Consider the following 19352-nt stretch of genomic DNA (forward strand, 5'->3'; position numbering starts at 1 on the left):
CGATTTGTTAGACGAATTCATTTTATCAAAAATTTTATAATGGGGATGGGATGACATGGCTAAAGATGGCATGTTTTATGCGCCAAAGAGCGTCACAAAAGAGGTGGTATGTGGTCCGGGTGAGTTCACCATTGCGGCTGTAGCCTTGGATCATGGGCATGTCTACGGCATGGTTGGGGGATTGTTGGAGGCCGGGGCTACCCTCAAATGGGTGTATGATCCGGACCCGGCGAAGGTAGAGGCATTTCGAAAGCAGTTCCCACAGGCTCAAGTCGCAGCATCGGAAGCTGAGGTGCTCGCAGATGATGAGGTGTTGCTGGTGGCAAGTGCAGCGATCACTTCAGATCGTGCGCCGCTTGGCATGAGAGTATTGGCCGCAGGCAAGGATTATTTTACAGACAAAGCTCCGTTCACCACGCTTGAGCAATTAAAACTTGCACGAGAAGAAGTGAAGCGAACAGGCAAAAAGTACATGGTGTATTACAGTGAACGACTGCATGTAGAAAGTGCGATCTATGCGGGGCAGCTCATCGAACAGGGGGCAATCGGCAAAGTAGTGCAAGTTATGGGGACGGGGCCGCATCGATTGAATGCGGGCGGACGACCGGATTGGTTCTTCAAGCATGAGCAGTATGGCGGCATTCTCTGTGATATCGGGAGTCACCAGATCGAACAGTTTCTGACGTTTGCATCATGTACGGACGCTGAGGTAGGGTTCAGCCGGGTGCATAACTTCAATCATCCACAGTTCCCGGAATTGGAAGACTTCGGCGAAGCTTCTCTGATCGGCGACAACGGAGCGTCCGGTTACTTCCGAGTGGACTGGTTCACACCGGATGGTCTGGGCACATGGGGCGATGGGCGTACAGTTATTCTGGGAACGGACGGTTATATTGAGCTGCGGAAGTATATCGATGTTGCGAGAGAGCCGGAAGGTGATCAGGTCTATCTGGTAAACCATGAAGGTGAGTTTCGCTACAGCGTGAAGGGCAAGGTCGGTTATCCGTTCTTCGGTCAACTCATTCGCGATTGTCTGGACCGGACCGAGACCGCCATGACACAGGAACACGCATTCAAAGCGGCAGAACTCTGTCTGATCGCACAGCACAAAGCGATGAGCGAGCGCGTGGTGTGGAGTAGCGGAGCGAAGTAAATGTTTTAGGTGAAGGGGAGCAAAGGTTGATTACTAAAGATTGTCCGCAATTTGAGTGAGGAAAGAGCAGCCCAAATGTTAAACTGCATCCAACAGGTTAGTTATGTCTAACGAATGGAGCAGTTCACACTGGGGCTGCTTTTTTTAGTATGTTCGTAACTTCGCAGATGGATTAATATGGGTTATATTATATGTAGTTCGGATATGGATTGATAAGAGAGGTATTTACGAAGTTCGTAGATATGATGTTATCGGAAATCGGACAAAGAGACTATAGAAAATGAAAAGAGTGAAATTACTTTATGGGTTTAGCTGTAAGTTTCAAATTACAAAAAATCATAGATGGCAAAGCGATTTATAACTATGGCTTGAACTTCAATAATTTTGAAGGGGAAATAGAAATAGATTTAAGTGAAACAAGTAACTCTTTAACAGAAGATGAGAATCGAGCAAAAATTAAAGCAATCTTAATTACTCCTTGCAATGGGGAATGGTCAAATTCTGGTCTTGCACTTAGAGTAGTTTCAAAAATTTATAGGAGCTACATAAAGGAACAAAAGTATATTGAATCAGGAGGACACTATGCGGGATAATTAGTGTGCATGTTATCCACTGAAGTGTCCGACATCCGATAACAATATATTCACGCTTAGGACATCCGTCCTTGGCCCGGCATATGCCGGACACCCGACATACGTCGGGTCGTGAATACAGGAACGTTATACGCAATTATTGCATTTTGAATATATCAAACATGATTATTTTATTTAAATGCATGAAGGAGTAGAAATGTTGAAATATTCAAATAAAGTTGATTGGTGTTCATGTAATCAAGGGTGGATAGAGATAAAGAAAGATAGTCGAAACGGGCAATTGTTTTTTAAGTGCTCAGAATGTATGGCAGAGTTTAATTTATATGAAGATATTAATAGATTAGCACGAGATATAACTAGAGATGAAAACCCTTTAGATCCGTCAAATATTGAAATAATTAAACATGAGTACTACAAACTAATAATTAAAGAGTGGGAAAACAAATATTTAATACGAAATGACAACAAAGTGATTAAAAAATGGAATGATGAGAAAAGAGAATTCGAAAGAATTTAGGAAATGAAAAAAGTTTTTTCAGATTAGTCAGGAAGGCAATAACAGCGTATAACATAATATTCAAGCAGCGGCTCCTTTGGAGCCTTGGTCTGCGGAGGGATTTCGAAGAGGAATTTCAGCAGACAACCCCTTTGGGGTTCATGAATACAGGGACGTTATCTGAAATAAACCTACTCCATTTTAGGAGCAAATAATGAATATCACTTTCTCGAAATGGGTGCAATATTATCGAAGAAATAATCAAAACCTCAAATATATTCATTGGGATGACAACTATAAATTAACAACTATTGAAAGAGAAATAATCAATAAGTCAATTCAACAGTTTCAATTAGGAGAAAACTCTGAAGGTAAACATCTAATTAAACGTGCGCAAGAATATGTACATCAGACACAAGATCAGGATTACTATGAAGCGCTTATAGAATTCATTAAAGAAGAACAGAGGCACGCTAGAGATCTAGGCAGATTTATGAAGGTACAGGGAATCCCACTCCTTCGTAGACATTGGGTGGACAATGTATTTAGAAGATTACGTCGATATGCGAGTCTAGAACAATCAGTCATTGTTCTATTAACTGCTGAGATCATTGCTAAGTTGTACTATAGAGCCTTGCAAAAATCTACAAAGTCAGAAGTATTAATAGATTTATGTAATCAGATTTTAAGTGATGAGGAGAAACATGTTCAGTTTCAATCCGAAACACTTCATAAATTTGCTCAAAATAGAAACGTTCTCTTTAACAGAATAGTTTATATCCTTCGTAGAATCCTTTTTGAAGGAACGCTAATTATAGTGTGGTATCAACATAAGCCTGTATTTAAAGCTGGGGGATATAAACTCAAAAGTTACTACTATGAATGCCGTCATGAGTTTAACTTAACAAAGAAGATTATAGCTAATTCACAGTAGAGGTTTACGTCAGATAACATTATATCCAAGCTTTGGGTCCTGACGCTCCCTCGGTCAGCCCGAAGGGAATTCGCAGGGAAGTGGAATCAGGCGGACACATCCGCACCTACTAACGGCATCGCGTTCGCCCCGAACGTGGCTTAAGTCGGTGGGGCGTCGTGGATACATTAACGTTATAGGAAATCAGCGTATAAAAATACAAAATAAATTATTCAAACTCTGAATAGGAGTGAAATCATGCTGGAAGCGGTTATTTTCGATATGGATGGTACACTATTTCAAACAAACAAAATCTTAGAGTTATCGTTAGAAGAAACGTTTTCTGTCTTGAGGTCTCGTAATGAATGGTCGAGTGAAACTCCGACTCAAAAATATCGTGAAATTATGGGAGTTCCTCTACCAGTAGTTTGGGAAACGTTATTACCGAACCATTCAAACGAAATCAGACGAATTGTGGACGAGATCTTCCTAGAGAAGCTAATTGCAAATATTAATTATGGCAACGGTGCACTTTATCCGCATGTCAAAGAAGTTTTTGATTTTTTAAAACAGGAAGGCTGCTTAATTTTTATTGCAAGTAATGGACTAATCGAATACCTCAATGCTATCGTTAACTGTTACAAGTTAAATAATTGGGTGACAGAAACCTTTAGCATCCAACAAATAGAGACTCAGAATAAGGATGACTTAGTTAGATATATTCTTATGAAATATCACATCAACAATGCTGCTTTAGTTGGCGACAGGATCTCTGATATCGAAGCAGCAAAAAACAATGGATTGAAGGCTTTCGGTTGTCGATTTGACTTTGCCCAAGAATGGGAACTTAAACAAGCGGATTATATTATTGATGATTTACTTGAATTAAAAAAATATATTTAACATCATGGGTAGTGGAGTATTTATGTAAGTATTTTCGAAGCAGACGCTGATATCCGATAACATCATATTCAAGTAGCGGCTCCTCAGGGAGCCTTGGTCTGCAAGGATCTCGGAGAGGAATTTCGGCAGACACCCCCTTCGGGGTTCATGAATACAGGAACGTTATGTCCATAAGAGCTTTAAAACTTAATGACACTTTTTGGAGGTTAATTGATGGGAGCATGGGGAACTGGAATTTTCGAGAACGATGATGTATTAGATTGGAAGGCAGATTTACTTGATTCTGATGACATCGAATTAATTGAAGAGACGATTGAAGAAGTATTAGAAGAAGATTATATTGAGTCAGATTTAGCTTCCAATGCTTTAGGCGCAATTGAGATCCTTGTAGCATTACAAGGTAATCCTGGGAAAGAAATATTGAATAAACAAAGTAATACAGAGGATCTATATGACTGGATCGATAAACATAAAGGTAAAGGAAAAAAACTTATTTCAAAAGCTAAACGAGCAGTTAAGAAAATTAAGAAAGATTCAGAACTAAAAGAGCTATGGGAAGAATCAGAAGAATACCCAATCTGGTTAAATACAATAAATGACTTAGAAAATCGATTGTAAAGAAATTGATAGCTTTTCGAGAAGAGGGAACTTCACATAACAAAATATTCAAGCTGGGGCTCCGTTGGAGCCTTGGTCTGCTGGAAGGGTTCCGATGAGGCAATTTCGGCAGACAACCCCTTTGGGGTTTATGAATTCAGGAAAGTTAGCTGAAATTAATGAAGAAACTTTATAAACCTTTACTAACTTCCAGAAAGGATAAACATGTATAAGTTAATAACTTTATTGATTTTAGTAGTTCTGTTGGGCTGTTCGGATAATACGCGAAGGAGCTCCGAACAAAATGATGCAATAAATGATAGTACTTTGAAGGAGGAACTTAATGAAATGTATACCTATAAAGCTATTACTGAAGAAGATGAAACATTAGAATCCTCAAAATTTCTGGATACAGGCATTATTGCGGGTGAAGAAAGTGCGAAGTTTAGAGGAGCGCTTCTTACTTTGTTTGGTGAACCGTTATATAAGTCAGATAATGCTGAAGATGCGTACTATTATTTAATTGAAGTAAGCGATGATACGAGTAAGTGGTACTTTACTGTTTATGAAGGTCCTTCAGGACCTACGATTGGTTATGATGAAAAGGAAAACCAAGCAAACGCAAGGGAAGCCTCCAAAGCTTTGCTAGAGAAAATTAAAGAAACCACACCTTCTGATTTTAATGAAGTCATATATTACGAAGACTTTGACTCGAAAATTACATATGGATGTAAGAACGGAGAATGTTATTATAATGAAGAAAACGAAGAAGGTCGTTAGAACTCGAAGGTATTTCATAGGAGTCATTAACTCCAGCTAACATAATATTCACGCTGTGGGCATACCCCCTTGGCCCGGCATACGCTGGGTCGTGAATACAGAAACGTTATCTGAAAGAACTTAAAGCTAGAGAATAATTATTGAAAACAATAACAGATTTATTTTGAAGGAGTCCTATGGAGAAGTGGGAAAAACTTATTGAAATATTGCTAGATGAAAGTGCTTCAGATGCCGAGCGAGACGACTCAGCCATGGATCTAAGTGAATATAATCATAAAAATGTAATTAAGACCTTAATGATAACGGCAAAACATGATAAAACTGACAACATAATAAAAGCAAGCTGTGGTGAATCCCTAGCCATGATTTTTATACAGAATGATCGATTTGAAAAAGAATTTTATAATTATCTAAGAGGCATAGCTAAGACAGAATTTGAAAGCAACATCATTTCAAAAAGAAACGATTGGAAGAAATACTTAGACATAGAGACATAGAGACATAGAGACATAGAGACATAGAGACATAGAGACATAAGGAGTAAGGAGAATCGGAGAAGACGTATCCATCAGATAACATAATATTCAAGCTGTGGCTCATTCGGAGTCTTGGTCTGTGGAAGGAATACGGAGAGGCATTTCAGCAGACAACCCCTTCGAGGTTCATAAATACAGGAACGTTAGCCGAAATCCGTAGAGGAGAATATAGATTATGAAACAGAGATACAAATGTCCTTGCTGTGGTTACTTGACCCTTTTCGAACTGTTTGAAATATGTAGCATGTGTAACTGGGAAGACGATGGACAGGACGATCCGTATGCTGAAGAAAGGTGGGGAGGGCCAAATGGAGACTATACATTAAGTGAAGCAAGGACGAATTTTATAAGATATCTCCATATGTATAGAGAGCCAATTGAAGATGAATATGAATACTCACTAAAAAAATTATTAGTCCAAAAACATCACATATCCATACAGAACAATGAAATGGCGTTATGGAAACAAATAATTGTTGTTGAGACTAAGTTAGATAAACTTATAGGGGAAAAGATCACTAAATACGAAAAAGATTTAGAAAATCGTAGAAAGAACGGATATGAAGGTGACTCAGAGGACATCGGCTAACACAACATTCCTACGTCGTCGCTATCGCTCCTTGGTTGCCAAGAGGATTTTCTGAGAAGTGGAATCAGGCGACTCATTCATCGGCTAAGTCTGACGATCCGGACCCAGGGTCCTTAAGCGGTTTGAACGTCAGGAATGCGCCAACCTTATATGTAATCATTTTAAAACTAGGAGGAAACATGCCAGCATATTTTTCGATAGAATACTCATTTCCTTATAATGATTTTTCTATTAATTTTACTCAAGAAATTTACGAAACCATATTTGAGGACTTTCCTTTTAAATCAGGTTATTGGAATTCAGAAAGAAACAGCCTTGAAGAAATCATAGCATGGAACTCTAAGTTGCTTTCAGATAAGTTTAAGTTGGGATTTGATCAGCATGTCAAACATAATTATAAACAAATGTTATTACAGTCAGATCAATTTAGTCACTTAAGATTATTCTGGATGTATCGAACTGATGAAATTGTGCTACATCTGATCTTACCAGAAAACGAGGTAGAGTTAGAAAATCATTATTGGAAATTTAAAAGAGAACAAATCGCACCTTTGCTAAATTTATCATTAAAAATTTGGGAGAAACACGAATTGAATATGGTACAAACATATAAAGAATTAGGAGAATCTACTGAAATAGAACATGTATTAAAAGGAGAATTAACTGCTTCAGAACCATTTTCAATTATAAAGTCTGGAATTTTTGAAAATCATCATAATGATCAAGACAACCGTGAAAAAATAGTGATAAATAAAGGCATGCTTATAATTGAAAAAGAGTATATGGATTTACTTGATAAGAGTAGATGACTACATATAACATAATATTCACGCTGCGGGCATACGCCCTTGGTCCGACGGACACCCGACATGCGTCGGGTCGCTAATGTACAACGTTAGCAGAAATCATGGGAATGCTTAATTAAAGATTAGATAAACTATTATTTAAGGACGGTGATTTCAATGAGTAGCTTGTTACTAACCTCTTGTGGTTTTTATACTGAAGATATTAAAAATCAATTTCTGGATCTTATTGATAGAGATATTTCTCAATTAAAGGTCTCTATTATTACAACAGGATCCCCCATGAAAGAAAATAATAGATATGCACAAAGGGCATTGCAAGAGTTCAAGGATATGGGGTTTCAGCATATCAATTTTGTAGATATAGAATTTGATGATCCGCAAATTCTTTTACATAGAGATGTTATATATATTAATGGCGGAAATCCATTTACATTATTGTATTACGCGAAGAAAAGCGGTGCGGATGAAATTATTAAAACACTGGCCGCACAGCATGTAATTATAGTTGGAGTAAGTGCTGGAACGTTATTACTGGGACCGAATATTAGCATTGTCGATTTCTTTACTCCACAGATGAACACTATGAATTTAACGGATTTTAAGGCAGTAGGTGTAACCGACAAGCTTATTTTTCCTCACTATGATCGAGAGGACATATTTAAAGATAGTACTAATAAAACAATTGAAGAGAGAATAGTAGAATTTGAATCCAATGAGAACTGTAAGGTGACAAGGCTTAAAGATGATGAATATATCTCAATCTTAATAAATCAAACACTTTGAAAGTCGTAAATTCATTATAAGTAGCTCGAAGAAGCTCATAGTTTAGGAGGAGTCTATATGATATTAGAAAAAGTTATAAATAGAATTGCAATACAAAGTGAATATAAGGACTTGGTTGATAAGTATGTGGATCGTATCCTTAACGAATTCAAAGCTAAGATTCATAGCATTTATATGTGTGGCTCGATTCCCAAAGGAACAGCTCAACCTTTTAAGTCAGATGCAGACTTTACTATTATATGTGTAAATCCCAAAGATATCGATTACGAAAGATTGTCAAATATTAAAGACAGGCTTTTGGAAGAATATCCAGTCGTAACTAAGATTGATACGACCATTTGCTCGATGGACGATGTATTAAGTAAACCGAATGAGTGGGGTTTTTGGGTTAAGGTCATTTGTGTTTGCATGTATGGTGATGATGTTGGCGAAAAAGTACCACCGATAATTATTTCTCCAGAGTTCATTTTAGACTTAAATACAGAGACCAGGGAGGAAGTAGATCGTGTACATCGTTCACTTTCTAATGTTAGTGATCACTCAATGAAAACTAGATATATTAAAGGTTACTCTAAGAGATTAATTCGTGCATTATACTCTTTGGTTTTAGAAGATACAGGGGTATGGGAAGATGAAATCATTAAGATGAAGACTGCCATATTAAATTATTGTGAGATTAACTCCGCTTTAGTTGAGTATCTATATGCTTGTTACTTGGATAGTAGCAATGTACTTGTTGAAGAGTTTTTGAGAATTGCAGATGAAGTATATCGCTGTTTTGAGAACGCTTTAAATACAATGGCTGCTTCCAGAAATTCATTTGGCTAACAATATATTAACGATCGTAATCACCTTGAGAAGTGAGTGACCACATCCAGCCCCTAAGCCCGTCGGACATCGCCAATACAAAACGTTATCTGAAACTGGCAAGATTGAAAGGAGAAAATATGATACTTGGGTTGTATGAAGCACATTTACCAGTAAGTAACTTACATCAATCTATCGAATTTTATTCTAAATTAGGATTAGAGCTGGCCTGGAGAGATGAAGATACAGCGTTCTTCTGGATTGAAAAAGAAAAGAGTAGGGTCGGTCTATGGCAGGGTAAAGAGCATAAAACTTCTTATCATCCATCATTAAGGCATATAGCATTTCGAGTTAGTTATGAAGATCTTAGAGACAGTGTGAAATGGCTTCAATCAATTGAAATAGAGCCTGTCCCTTTTGGAAAAAGAGATTCAATAAATCCATTTGTCAGGCCTAATCAGGGAAATGCTTCAGTCTACTTCAATGATCCAGATGGAAATAGTTTAGAATTAATGTGTTTTGTAAGTGTACCTGAAAACTTGAAGAATATATCCAATAAATTATCAATCGAAGAATGGGAAGACCTTTTGAAAGATAAAAACAAAAGAATGTATTGTTGTATTTAAAAGAAGTATCAGCATCAGATAACATAATATTTAAGCAGCGGCTCCTAACGGAGCCTTGGTCTGTCAGATGGAAGCGCTTCAGAAGACACATTCAACTACGTTCAACGTATGAATACAGAAACGTTAGGTGAAATAACTGCTAGTGGAAGGAGATTTAAATGCATATTAGAGGAATAATTCTTGAAGGATACTCAAATGCCGGGAAGACTTCAGTATTAAAAGCAATTAAACGATATCAATCACAAGAAGAATCCTCAGAACGGAGCGTAGTTATTCTTGGAGAACATTATTCTCAAATTTTGAATAATAAACATGGAAAATATGTAAGTCTAACCCGAGAAGGACACATTGAGTTACTTAAAGAGCGGGTTGAAATGCTAAAGAAACTTAACGAATGGGCAATTCAACTTGGTCCTGCATCTAGAGGATCTAGGGGACTATTTTATGTTCTGGAGAGGTTTCACTTAAATCATAGAGCTGCGTTTGTAGATTCGGATTTGGATGAGATAAATAAAATAGAAGAACAGCTTGAGTCTTTAAACGCTAGGTGTATTTTGCTTACAATCTCACCCGAAGTCGTAGAAGAAAGAATTAAAAGTAGACAACCCGAAGAATGGATCGATAAAACAGAAGAAGAAGTAAGATCGTCAGTAAGTGAATTATTAAGAATCCAAAATGATTTAAGACATCAAGCTCAAATCTCAAGAGTGCCAACAATAGAAATCAATACAGATGGTAAGGATTGGGATGAGTATGTAAGGGTAATCATGGAGGACAACGACATCGCCTAACAAGATTTTCAAGCATCGTCGCTAGTGCCCCTTTGTCCGGTAGAAGTTATAAGTAGAGGAGTGAATTCAGCCAGACGCACTCGGCATTCTCCGGGCGTTGTGAACACAAAACGTTAGGTGTAATTATTGTGAAAGTGAAATGAGGGGTACTATGAAGTGGGTCATATGTTTAGTTGGAGATGAAAAGGAGCTTTATGAACTTTCAAAGTCACTCAATACCGAAAAGCTAACAATTTTCAAAGAAGCAGGTGAATATCGATTAAAGTCATCAGGTATCTCCTCTACTGATAATTATAAAGATGTTTCAAAAAAAGTAGAAAATCTAGTGAAGCTAATCGATGGTGTGACAAAGTTAGTATTGGGAACACATAGGAGAATTACTGTATCGGATATTTATCTCCTAAAATATTATGGCGGACGCACTTTCTTTATGAGTGCGGAGCTTTCTGGTTCTGCAAGTATGAAGGCAATTCCGCAAATAATAAAAGCTGATGGAACAATTGAAATTTCTAATCCTGCTGATTCTGTACCTGATTTGTTAGAGCTGTGTGAAAAAAACGAGGTAATTGATAAAGTAATAAAATTGATATCGTACGATGATGAAAGTTGGGTAGGATTATATAAAATTTTTGAAGTAATAGCTAAAGAGGCTGATATAAAATCTTTTCCTTCAATTTCTTCAGAGAACCTTAAGAGATTTACTAGGACTGCTAACAGCTATAAAGCAATTGGAATGGAAGCAAGACATGCATTAGATTATGAACCTCCTAAAGAACCGATGTATGTAACAGAAGCAAAATCTTTAATTTATTTATTAGTAAACGAATGGATTAGACAGAAAAATTGATGCAATTATTCTAGGGAGGCAATAACTACACCTAACATAATATTCACGCTGCGGACATTTGCAGGATACCCAGCATGTGCTGGGTCGGGAATACAGGAACGTTATGTGAAAGTGATGTAGACATTGTATGGAGGGAGATTATTCTAGATGATTCGAAATACAGTACGAGCATTGATTATCCAGAATGACAATCTTTTATTAATAAAGAAAAGGAGAGCAAATATAGGTATTTATTATGTACTGCCTGGAGGAGCTCAAGAAGAGAACGAAACATTGGAACAGGCTTTAAGTCGCGAGTGTATGGAAGAGTTGGGTATTGAAATATCGAGTAGTGGGTTAGTTTGTGTAAGAGAATACATATCGCGCAATCATGAATACTCTTTCATAATGAAGGAAGTTCATTCTATTGATTTTATTTATGAGTGCAGCACTCATTTCCTAAATAATGAATTAAGAAGCCTACAAGCTGATGTTGGACAGGTTGGGATTGAATGGTTATCCATTAATGAAATTAAGAGGACAGTGTATAGGCTAGAAGAATCTTTAAAACATTATAAATTTCCTAGAACAACTAATGAATTCTTTAAAGAATATTTTTCGGATCAAGTAATAAAACCATATTCTAGCGTAATATTTGAAAGTAATCCATAGAAAACATCACCATCTCATAACACCATATTCACATATCGTGCATTCGTACTTTATTTTTTGGGGGCATCTCAAGGATGAGTAAAAAAACAATAATTATTGAAGATTACAACAATCAATGGCCTGAAATGTTTTTTGATCTGAAATCCATCATAGAACATGTACTCGGAGAACTAGTACTAAGAATTGAGCACGTTGGTAGTACCGCAGTACCTGGACTAGCGGCAAAACCTATTCTAGATATAGATGTAGTAATTGATTCTATGGACTTGCTTCCAGATGTAATTCAAGGATTAGAAAGTTTAGGTTACTATCATGAAGGTAATTTGAGTGTTGAGAACAGAGAAGCTTTTGCAAGAAAAGATGCAAATGTTCCTTATAGCACAGTAAAAATACAGAAACCTGAACATCATTTATATGTTTGTAATAAAGAGAGCAAAGAGTTATTAAGACATATATCCTTCAGAGATGCATTAATTGGCAACCCCGAATATGTAGTCGAATATGCCAATTTAAAGAAAGAACTTGCTATTAAATATATAGAAAATCGTCAGTCTTATACGGATGGGAAGACCGAATTTGTAAATAAAGTACTTAATGAATATGGAAAGAACTTGTAGGTTGCTCAATGGAACTAAAACATCCGATAACTAATATTAACGCTGCGGGGCTAACGCCCCTTGGTCTGCCAGAGATATTTCGAGGAATTCGTATCAAACAGACAACTCCTACGATGCTAGGTCTTCGACCCAGTCGCTGGTGTTCTTTAAGCTCTCGGGTTTGTGAATAAAACAACGTTATCGGAAATCTCACAAAGGATATGAGAACGTGAATACTAAAGATTTTAGAAAGCTAATCAGGGTGTATTTTGCTCCGAAACTACATGATGTTGGGTTTATGGGAACCGATCATCACTTTGTTAAAACGACTAATAATCACTTTATTTATACTCTGGTGATTCAGGCAGATAAATTCGATGGATCTTGTGTTATGGAGATGGGGGTGCATCTAGATTTCCTCGTGCCATATACCTGGAATATAGTTTTAATACAACAGAAGCCGTGGTATTTTGCTCGGTTAATATATTTTACGTAGAAGAACATATAGGAACCTATGCCATAGAGTTCTTTTTGAATGGTGAGATTGCTGATGATTATCTGGATTTTGGGGACGTGTTACTTAAAGATAGGATTACTAAGGTGAAGCATAACTTGAAGGTTGCAAGAAGGGCTCTGAAATTAGGATTTGAAACATCAGACATTTCTAGTATTACGGAAGTCCCACTTGAATATTTAGAAATATTAAAAAAGAAATATAGTTGAACGTTAGACGAAACTCTTGAAATTCGAAAAAATATCCAGTGATTTACTCCAGGAGGCTGAGGAACAATGGGGAATAAAAAGCCTAAGATCATTGCTATTGCAGCAGTATCGGGGGGAGGGAAAACCACTATTACGTCATGTCTAACCCAAGTGCTAAATAATGCAAAGACCTTATATTTCGATGAGTATGATTTAGAAGGACCCGACGATGTTGTTAACTGGGTTGAGCGAGGCGCTGATTGTAATGAGTGGAACCTAGAGCCACTAATTTCTGATCTGAGAAATCTTATTTCTTCAGAAGATACGGAATTCATATTGTTGGATTATCCATTTGCAAGGTTACACGACAAATTGAAAAATATTGATCTGACTATTTTCATAGATACACCTCTTGATATATCAATGGCAAGAAGAATATTAAGAGATTTTAGAGACAAGAATGCAGAATCTATTTTAGATGATTTAAGTCTTTATTTATCAGGAGGGAGAAGCGGATATGAAAGTATGTTGAAGACGATAAAACCGAATTCGGATCTGATTATTGATGGTCTGCTACCTACTGAGGAAATAGTTAACATCATATGTTATAGGATAAAGAGCTGATATCAAGTATATTCGAGCATGCCAAAGAATCGTCTTACATCTATCTATGTTGCGTCACTGACGCTCCTGAGTTTGTCCGTGGATATGCAAAGGATTGGAATAAGACAGGTAACCATGGACCGCCTAACTGCGCCGCGGCTACCCCTTAGGTCGTTTAAGGCAGTGAGGACTCGTGGATACACGAACGTTGTGAAATTATAGTCATAAATACAGCAACATTTCAAGGAGGATTATATGAAAACGACCCTCTATATGGTTAGGCATGCTGAATCACCATACAATGAAGGAAGCGAAATTACTAGAGGACTCACCACGAAGGGCAAGAGGGATATTGAAAAAGTTATTGAAATACTTAAAGTAGAAGGAATAGATGTTATTATATCCAGCCCGTATAACCGGGCAATCCTTAGTGTTGAGGGATTGGCGCAATACTTAGAATTAGATATCGAAACATATGAAGATCTAAGGGAAAGGTTTTTTGCTGAAGAAACTATTGATAACACTGAGTTAATGTCAGTTATTAGAGATAAATATAATGATTTTGATTATTCTTTACCAGGTGGGGAGTCTAATGCTGATTGTCAGAATAGATCGATATCAGTGATTAAAAACATATTAAAAGAACACGCTGGGAAGAAAGTAGCTATTGGAACACATGGACTTGTAATGACTTTGATGATGAATTATTTTGATTCAAGTTATGGTTTGAATTTTTTAGATCAATTAAAGAAGCCAGATATTTATAAATTACGTTTTGAAAATTTTGAATTAATAGATGTAATAAGACTGTGGAATGAATAGAGATATTGTCAGGGAAACGGTAGCAGCCTGACACATTGTTATGGTTAACGAGATATGGAAAGGAAGAAGCATATGAATATTAGAACAATCAACGCGAATGGAATAAAGATTGCCTACGTTACTAGTAGTGACAAGTTAATCATCGATGTTCAGTCCGCTTTAGATCTTCTGGCGACGGTCAGTTATCAAGCGGATAGTAACCGTATTATTATAAACAAGTCTGAAGTGTGTGATGAATTCTTTGATTTGAAAACACGTCTTGCTGGAGAAGTTCTTCAAAAGTTCATTAACTACCAAACCAAGATCGCAATCATTGGTGATTTTTCGAGTTATTCGAGTAAGAGCCTTAAGGATTTCGTATATGAAAGCAATAATGGAAAAGATATATTCTTCCTGCCTGATGAAGATCAGGCTATTGAGAAACTGAGCAAGGCTTAAGCGAATTCACTTGATGTATTCTGAAAGCGTTCTATAATGACATTCCTGCCTATTTCGATGCTCATTGGTATGGAGCAGTATCAAATCTATGTAAAAGGAAGATGATTACGATGGAAAAAGGCAAAATTATATTTTTGAACGGTGTAACCAGCTCTGGTAAAACTTCAATCGTAGAAGCACTGCAAGACTACTCTGATCCATTTTTCTACGTTGTAGCTAATGATCTTTTTGAAAATACAATTGGAGATAAACATCTTCAAACAGATTACTGGAAGTATTTGAGTGAAGCCATCATTATGATGTATCACACGGCAAAGTTATTTTCGGATAGCGGGAAGCATGTTCTGATCGATGGCATACTTGTCGAAAGACCTGAGCTCACGCCACATTATGAACAAGTCAAAAACATTTTTGACGGGTACCCATTGGATATCGTTGAGTTATATTGTCCTTTGGACATTTGTCGTCAGCGGAATATCGAACGTGGGGATCGAAGAGAAGATCAATCCGATGAGCAAAATAAAATCATGGCACCCAACATTCACTATAGTTATTCGGTTGATACGAGTGTGAATACACCGGAAGAGTGTGCAGAAATGATTATTACTTCCCTATTCAAACCACGTCATGGAACATTGGAAACTAACAAATAATACACAACGAAGCTGGGCATCCAATAACATGGTATTCCAGCTTTTTAATTATCTAGGGGGATAAAATGAAGGCTTCAATTGCGATACAAACAAGAAAAAGCATTGTTGATGATTTAAGACGAATGGGAATCAGTGAGGGTATGACGTTAATCGTCCACTCCTCCTTGAAATCCATAGGGAAAGTTGTAGGCGGGCCTGTAAGTATCATTCTAGCTTTAGAAGAAGCCGTGGGAGAGAACGGAAATATTGTGATGCCGACTCAAACTGAACATTTGTGTGAGCCCACAATACATGATGGTGGTGACCTAACTGTAGAGGAAATCAAGATTATAAAAGAAAACATGCCTATCTATTATCCTGATCTGACGCCGACTTCGTATATGGGGATTATTCCAGAGGTGTTCAGAAAGCAAAATAATGTGTTCCGAAGCTCACATCCTCATATGTCATTTGCTGCTTGGGGTAAAAAAGCTGAACAAATAACAGCAGATCATAAGCTGGATTATGCATTGAGCGTAACTTCCCCATTAGGCAAGGTCTACGAGCTAGGCGGGTATATTCTATTACTTGGTGCTCCAACGAATAGTAATACATCCTTACATTTGGCTGAGTATAGACAGCAGAATACATTTGTTAAGCCAAAAGTGTGGGGAGTGAAAATGCTGATCGAGGAGCATGAACAATGGGTCACGTATAATGATATTAATAATGAATCGGATGATTTTGATCAGATTTTTGATGAGTTTAACATGAACACTAATAGTGTAACAGAGGGCCTGGTAGGAAAAGCTGTGAGTTATCTGATACCACATAGAGAAATGGTAGATTATGCTGTGGGCTGGATGAATCGGAGAAGGAGCTAATTTAATGAGGTGCACTATTTCACGAGAAGGGAATGTCTAATAATGACCAACGAAATGGAACAACGAATTCAATCTTTCGAAGAGTGGGGGTTGTTTGTAAAGAAGATGATAACTCTCGATGAGAAGATATGGAATGCCAGCATCGAAGAAGGGAAGTGGACGATAAAATCAATCGTGAGTCATATGATGTTATGGGATCAATATTTTTACGAGGAGGCTATTAGAAAGATCGCCTTGAAAAAACAGGTTACTGTGAAGCACTTGGATTTTGATGAGTTTAATTGCAAAGCTATTGCATACGGAAACAGCACTGAAACGAGAGAAATTGTTGAAAAGGCTATATCTTATCGCCTAAAAATCATTAATGACATCAGTGTATTATCGGAAGAACAGATACATCAAACGTATTTGGACGCCGAAGGCAACGTATTTTATATTCCTCAATACCTTGAAGATTTTATATGGCATGACCAACATCATATGACACCGTTAAAGGAATATATTAGTAGCCTAAGAGCATAAAGGGTATGAAAGAGGCACAGTTTAATCGTTTTAATCCGGGAGATGACAAAATGAAAGGCAGGCCACAAATTGTTTTAGATATCGCAGGTGTTTTGTTAAGTAACATGTCAGCTACTTGCTGGGAAGATATGGCTGAGGAATATAATCTATCCTCAGATACATTGAAAGAGCATTTCAAAGGCATTAAAAGAGAGCTTTGGATGGGAAGTATGAAAGAAGAACAGTTTTGGGAATGGTTAATCGAGACATATCCTACGGTACCATTAAACAGAGCTAAGGAAATAATATTAAATGCAATAGTTCCGTTACCGGCTACTCAATGTCTTGAAGGATGGAGTAAACTTGCTGATATTCATCTACTAAGCAATCATTGCAAGGAATGGATAAAGCCGAATATGAGTAGTATTAACAAATTTGCGAAAAGTGTAACGATCTCTAATCAAGTTGGTTTATGCAAACCTGAAATTGAGATATACAAACTTGTTGACTCCTTTTTGCCTGTTGGAGAAGAGGTTTTATTTATAGATGATCAAGAGAAAAATTTGAAATCTGCGAAAGCTCTTGGGTGGACTACAATACTTGCAGATGAACATTGTAATTGGATAAACAAACTACACTCCAAATTGCTTTAGATGATGATCTAAATGTTTATAGATGCCTATACCCCATTGCTCAGGTGTTAATTTACCGAAAAAAGGATGAGGGTGAGTGGAGCATTTTTCTGGACCACCACGTTGGAAAGTTGCAATCTTTTGTTTCAGTTCCTCTTTCTCTACCATAAACTCTCTGTTGTCTTCTATGATAATTGTTGGGATGGTCGACATATTATGAGGTAATGGCTTTTCATTATAAAACATCGATTTGGCAAACCTCCCAACGAACCTCCCCAGCAATCCTCTAGGTGGAAAAGCGTTCCCCATGGGAATGTCTTGAAATGCCGAGCAGTGAGCCAGCATTTGAGCAGCCTGCATGCTACCCCATTCAGGTTTGGTATTCGCACAGAGTCGATCAATACGCTTCACGATTTCTGCAGCATGGGTTTTATTAAAGATACTTTTCATAAGAACACCCCAATCATCTATCTTTTTTGATTTCACTTTTCCATAGCGATTAAAGGTTTCGGAAGTTTGAAATCGAGAATATGATAGTATGGGTATTTTAACCAATTTAATTCGATTTAACAATGAATAGATTTTTTTGTTTCTCCAGTTAGGAGTGATTTACAGCGAGTTATGGCAAAAAAGTAGAAAGGAGGAACGTCTCAAGTGATTTACGATATTTTATTACAAAAATTCGATAATATAAAGATAGTTAAACTTACGGGTGGCTATACCAATACTACACTGTTACTTGAAGGTTCGAATCCATTAGTCATTGCAAAAATATATAGTAATAAAAATATAGATGCTAAGACAGAAGTTAGTTGTCTAACCTTTTTAGACAGTGCTGGAATGACTCCTCGAGTTCATGATTATTTTGAAGAAAACGAATTGCTATTCGTGATCATGGATTACGTTCCTGGTCTTAATGGTCAAGAGTTTCTAGAACAAGGGGACCTAAATCAACGGAGAACAATATTTGAGCGACTTGGAACATTTCTAGCCAGAGACGTACACTCTCTCATCAGGGATAATTATGAATTGGATTTGCCGCTTATGAACCTGTTTGATCCCAAAGGTGATGAGCACGATCTTGTTCCTGACCATTTGAAGAAATTGGTCGAACATGTTCTTAGTGTACCGGGTACAGGAAAATCAACCTTAATTCATGGAGATTACGGGCCGCATAATGTACTTATCTCCAATGATTCGATGCATATTATTGATTGGGAATGGGCAGCATGGGGCCATCCCTTGTATGATGTTGCATGGGTCATATGGTTTGTGAATCTTCATTATCCGCACTTCGCTAAGGAACTGTCAGAAGTTTTCTTGAACGCGTATAAAGAACATTCAGATCTTCCAATAACAAACGATTTAATCAAGGCTTATTCAACATCCAAAGTGATACATATAATAAATCGAATCAAGTACGCAAATGCAGATGTAAAGGCCGAATGGCTACGGAGGTTGGCGTGGACTTTACAGACTCGTTTTGTATAAAACGTGTAAGATAGCCCGTGTGGCAAGAGGTTTACATAACAATGTGAGAGGAGTGATGTCGTATGAGAAACAATATGAATATGAGTAGAAGAAATGGAGTTGCCAGAGGTGTTTTAGTCTAGCGTAGAGGACCCAAGGAAGGGTTCCGAGGGATTCCTCTGTGTAATTTTCACGAGGAGG

The 19352-nt window shown here is 37.3% G+C and carries 26 protein-coding genes; 25 read left to right on the forward strand and 1 reads right to left on the reverse strand.

Features of this window, described 5'->3' with window-relative positions:
• Window positions 1-55 precede the first annotated feature (55 nt).
• From NYE45_RS11560 to NYE45_RS11675, 24 genes are all read left to right on the forward strand, one after another.
• Window positions 56-1153, forward strand: coding sequence for a Gfo/Idh/MocA family oxidoreductase (locus tag NYE45_RS11560; RefSeq protein ID WP_340016707.1), 1098 nt, complete (start codon window positions 56-58; stop codon window positions 1151-1153).
• Between the two features lie 302 nt (window positions 1154-1455).
• Window positions 1456-1746, forward strand: coding sequence for a hypothetical protein (locus NYE45_RS11565; protein ID WP_090808356.1), 291 nt, complete (start codon window positions 1456-1458; stop codon window positions 1744-1746).
• Between the two features lie 199 nt (window positions 1747-1945).
• Window positions 1946-2263: a hypothetical protein gene (locus NYE45_RS11570; protein WP_340016708.1), complete on the forward strand. Its 318-nt coding sequence runs from the start codon at window positions 1946-1948 to the stop codon at window positions 2261-2263.
• Window positions 2264-2456: 193 nt separating this feature from the next.
• Complete coding sequence (locus NYE45_RS11575; RefSeq protein ID WP_340016709.1) at window positions 2457-3176, forward strand: ferritin-like domain-containing protein; 720 nt, start codon at window positions 2457-2459, stop codon at window positions 3174-3176.
• Window positions 3177-3413: 237 nt separating this feature from the next.
• Complete coding sequence (locus tag NYE45_RS11580) at window positions 3414-4058, forward strand: HAD hydrolase-like protein (protein ID WP_340016710.1); 645 nt, start codon at window positions 3414-3416, stop codon at window positions 4056-4058.
• Window positions 4059-4271: 213 nt separating this feature from the next.
• A complete protein-coding gene (locus tag NYE45_RS11585; RefSeq protein ID WP_340016711.1) occupies window positions 4272-4676 on the forward strand; it encodes a DUF4259 domain-containing protein in 405 nt (134 codons plus the stop codon).
• 327 nt (window positions 4677-5003) lie between these two features.
• A complete protein-coding gene (locus NYE45_RS11590; protein WP_340016712.1) occupies window positions 5004-5435 on the forward strand; it encodes a hypothetical protein in 432 nt (143 codons plus the stop codon).
• A 176-nt stretch (window positions 5436-5611) separates the two neighbouring features.
• Window positions 5612-5932 carry a hypothetical protein gene (locus NYE45_RS11595; protein ID WP_340016713.1) on the forward strand — a complete coding sequence of 107 codons (321 nt, stop codon included), beginning with the start codon at window positions 5612-5614 and terminating at the stop codon, window positions 5930-5932.
• A 214-nt stretch (window positions 5933-6146) separates the two neighbouring features.
• On the forward strand, window positions 6147-6560 hold the full coding sequence (locus NYE45_RS11600) for a CPCC family cysteine-rich protein (RefSeq protein ID WP_340016715.1): 414 nt from the start codon (window positions 6147-6149) through the stop codon (window positions 6558-6560).
• A gap of 179 nt (window positions 6561-6739) precedes the next feature.
• The gene (locus NYE45_RS11605) at window positions 6740-7369 is read left to right on the forward strand and encodes a hypothetical protein (RefSeq protein WP_340016716.1); all 630 of its coding nucleotides are present in this window, start codon (window positions 6740-6742) and stop codon (window positions 7367-7369) included.
• A gap of 153 nt (window positions 7370-7522) precedes the next feature.
• Window positions 7523-8149, forward strand: a complete 627-nt coding sequence (locus NYE45_RS11610; RefSeq protein WP_340016717.1) for a Type 1 glutamine amidotransferase-like domain-containing protein — start codon at window positions 7523-7525, stop codon at window positions 8147-8149.
• Between the two features lie 57 nt (window positions 8150-8206).
• Window positions 8207-8977, forward strand: a complete 771-nt coding sequence (locus NYE45_RS11615; RefSeq protein ID WP_340016718.1) for a nucleotidyltransferase — start codon at window positions 8207-8209, stop codon at window positions 8975-8977.
• A 119-nt stretch (window positions 8978-9096) separates the two neighbouring features.
• Window positions 9097-9582, forward strand: coding sequence for a VOC family protein (locus NYE45_RS11620; protein WP_340016719.1), 486 nt, complete (start codon window positions 9097-9099; stop codon window positions 9580-9582).
• 158 nt (window positions 9583-9740) lie between these two features.
• Window positions 9741-10373, forward strand: coding sequence for a hypothetical protein (locus NYE45_RS11625; RefSeq protein ID WP_340016720.1), 633 nt, complete (start codon window positions 9741-9743; stop codon window positions 10371-10373).
• A gap of 151 nt (window positions 10374-10524) precedes the next feature.
• Window positions 10525-11220 carry a hypothetical protein gene (locus tag NYE45_RS11630; protein WP_340016721.1) on the forward strand — a complete coding sequence of 232 codons (696 nt, stop codon included), beginning with the start codon at window positions 10525-10527 and terminating at the stop codon, window positions 11218-11220.
• Between the two features lie 147 nt (window positions 11221-11367).
• Window positions 11368-11871, forward strand: coding sequence for an NUDIX domain-containing protein (locus tag NYE45_RS11635; RefSeq protein ID WP_340016722.1), 504 nt, complete (start codon window positions 11368-11370; stop codon window positions 11869-11871).
• A 74-nt stretch (window positions 11872-11945) separates the two neighbouring features.
• A complete protein-coding gene (locus NYE45_RS11640) occupies window positions 11946-12488 on the forward strand; it encodes a GrpB family protein (protein WP_340016723.1) in 543 nt (180 codons plus the stop codon).
• A gap of 768 nt (window positions 12489-13256) precedes the next feature.
• The gene (locus NYE45_RS11645) at window positions 13257-13793 is read left to right on the forward strand and encodes a hypothetical protein (RefSeq protein WP_340016724.1); all 537 of its coding nucleotides are present in this window, start codon (window positions 13257-13259) and stop codon (window positions 13791-13793) included.
• A gap of 234 nt (window positions 13794-14027) precedes the next feature.
• Window positions 14028-14594: a histidine phosphatase family protein gene (locus NYE45_RS11650; protein WP_340016725.1), complete on the forward strand. Its 567-nt coding sequence runs from the start codon at window positions 14028-14030 to the stop codon at window positions 14592-14594.
• Between the two features lie 72 nt (window positions 14595-14666).
• On the forward strand, window positions 14667-15032 hold the full coding sequence (locus tag NYE45_RS11655) for a DUF4180 domain-containing protein (protein ID WP_340016726.1): 366 nt from the start codon (window positions 14667-14669) through the stop codon (window positions 15030-15032).
• A 110-nt stretch (window positions 15033-15142) separates the two neighbouring features.
• Window positions 15143-15685, forward strand: a complete 543-nt coding sequence (locus NYE45_RS11660; RefSeq protein ID WP_340016727.1) for an AAA family ATPase — start codon at window positions 15143-15145, stop codon at window positions 15683-15685.
• Between the two features lie 65 nt (window positions 15686-15750).
• Complete coding sequence (locus NYE45_RS11665) at window positions 15751-16548, forward strand: AAC(3) family N-acetyltransferase (protein WP_340016728.1); 798 nt, start codon at window positions 15751-15753, stop codon at window positions 16546-16548.
• A gap of 54 nt (window positions 16549-16602) precedes the next feature.
• Window positions 16603-17070 carry a DinB family protein gene (locus NYE45_RS11670; RefSeq protein ID WP_340016729.1) on the forward strand — a complete coding sequence of 156 codons (468 nt, stop codon included), beginning with the start codon at window positions 16603-16605 and terminating at the stop codon, window positions 17068-17070.
• A gap of 5 nt (window positions 17071-17075) precedes the next feature.
• Window positions 17076-17702, forward strand: a complete 627-nt coding sequence (locus NYE45_RS11675) for an HAD-IA family hydrolase (protein ID WP_340016730.1) — start codon at window positions 17076-17078, stop codon at window positions 17700-17702.
• On the opposite strand, the gene NYE45_RS11680 is transcribed toward NYE45_RS11675, so the two are convergent.
• A complete protein-coding gene (locus NYE45_RS11680) occupies window positions 17682-18131 on the reverse strand; it encodes a DUF1569 domain-containing protein (protein ID WP_340016731.1) in 450 nt (149 codons plus the stop codon). The genes NYE45_RS11675 and NYE45_RS11680 overlap by 21 nt on opposite strands.
• 204 nt (window positions 18132-18335) lie before the next feature.
• Here NYE45_RS11680 and NYE45_RS11685 point away from each other — a divergent pair, with 204 nt between their 5' ends.
• The gene (locus tag NYE45_RS11685) at window positions 18336-19172 is read left to right on the forward strand and encodes an aminoglycoside phosphotransferase family protein (RefSeq protein ID WP_340016732.1); all 837 of its coding nucleotides are present in this window, start codon (window positions 18336-18338) and stop codon (window positions 19170-19172) included.
• Window positions 19173-19352: the final 180 nt, after the last annotated feature.

It is taken from the genome of Paenibacillus sp. FSL K6-1318, assembly GCF_037976905.1.
GTDB lineage: Bacteria > Bacillota > Bacilli > Paenibacillales > Paenibacillaceae > Paenibacillus > Paenibacillus amylolyticus_A.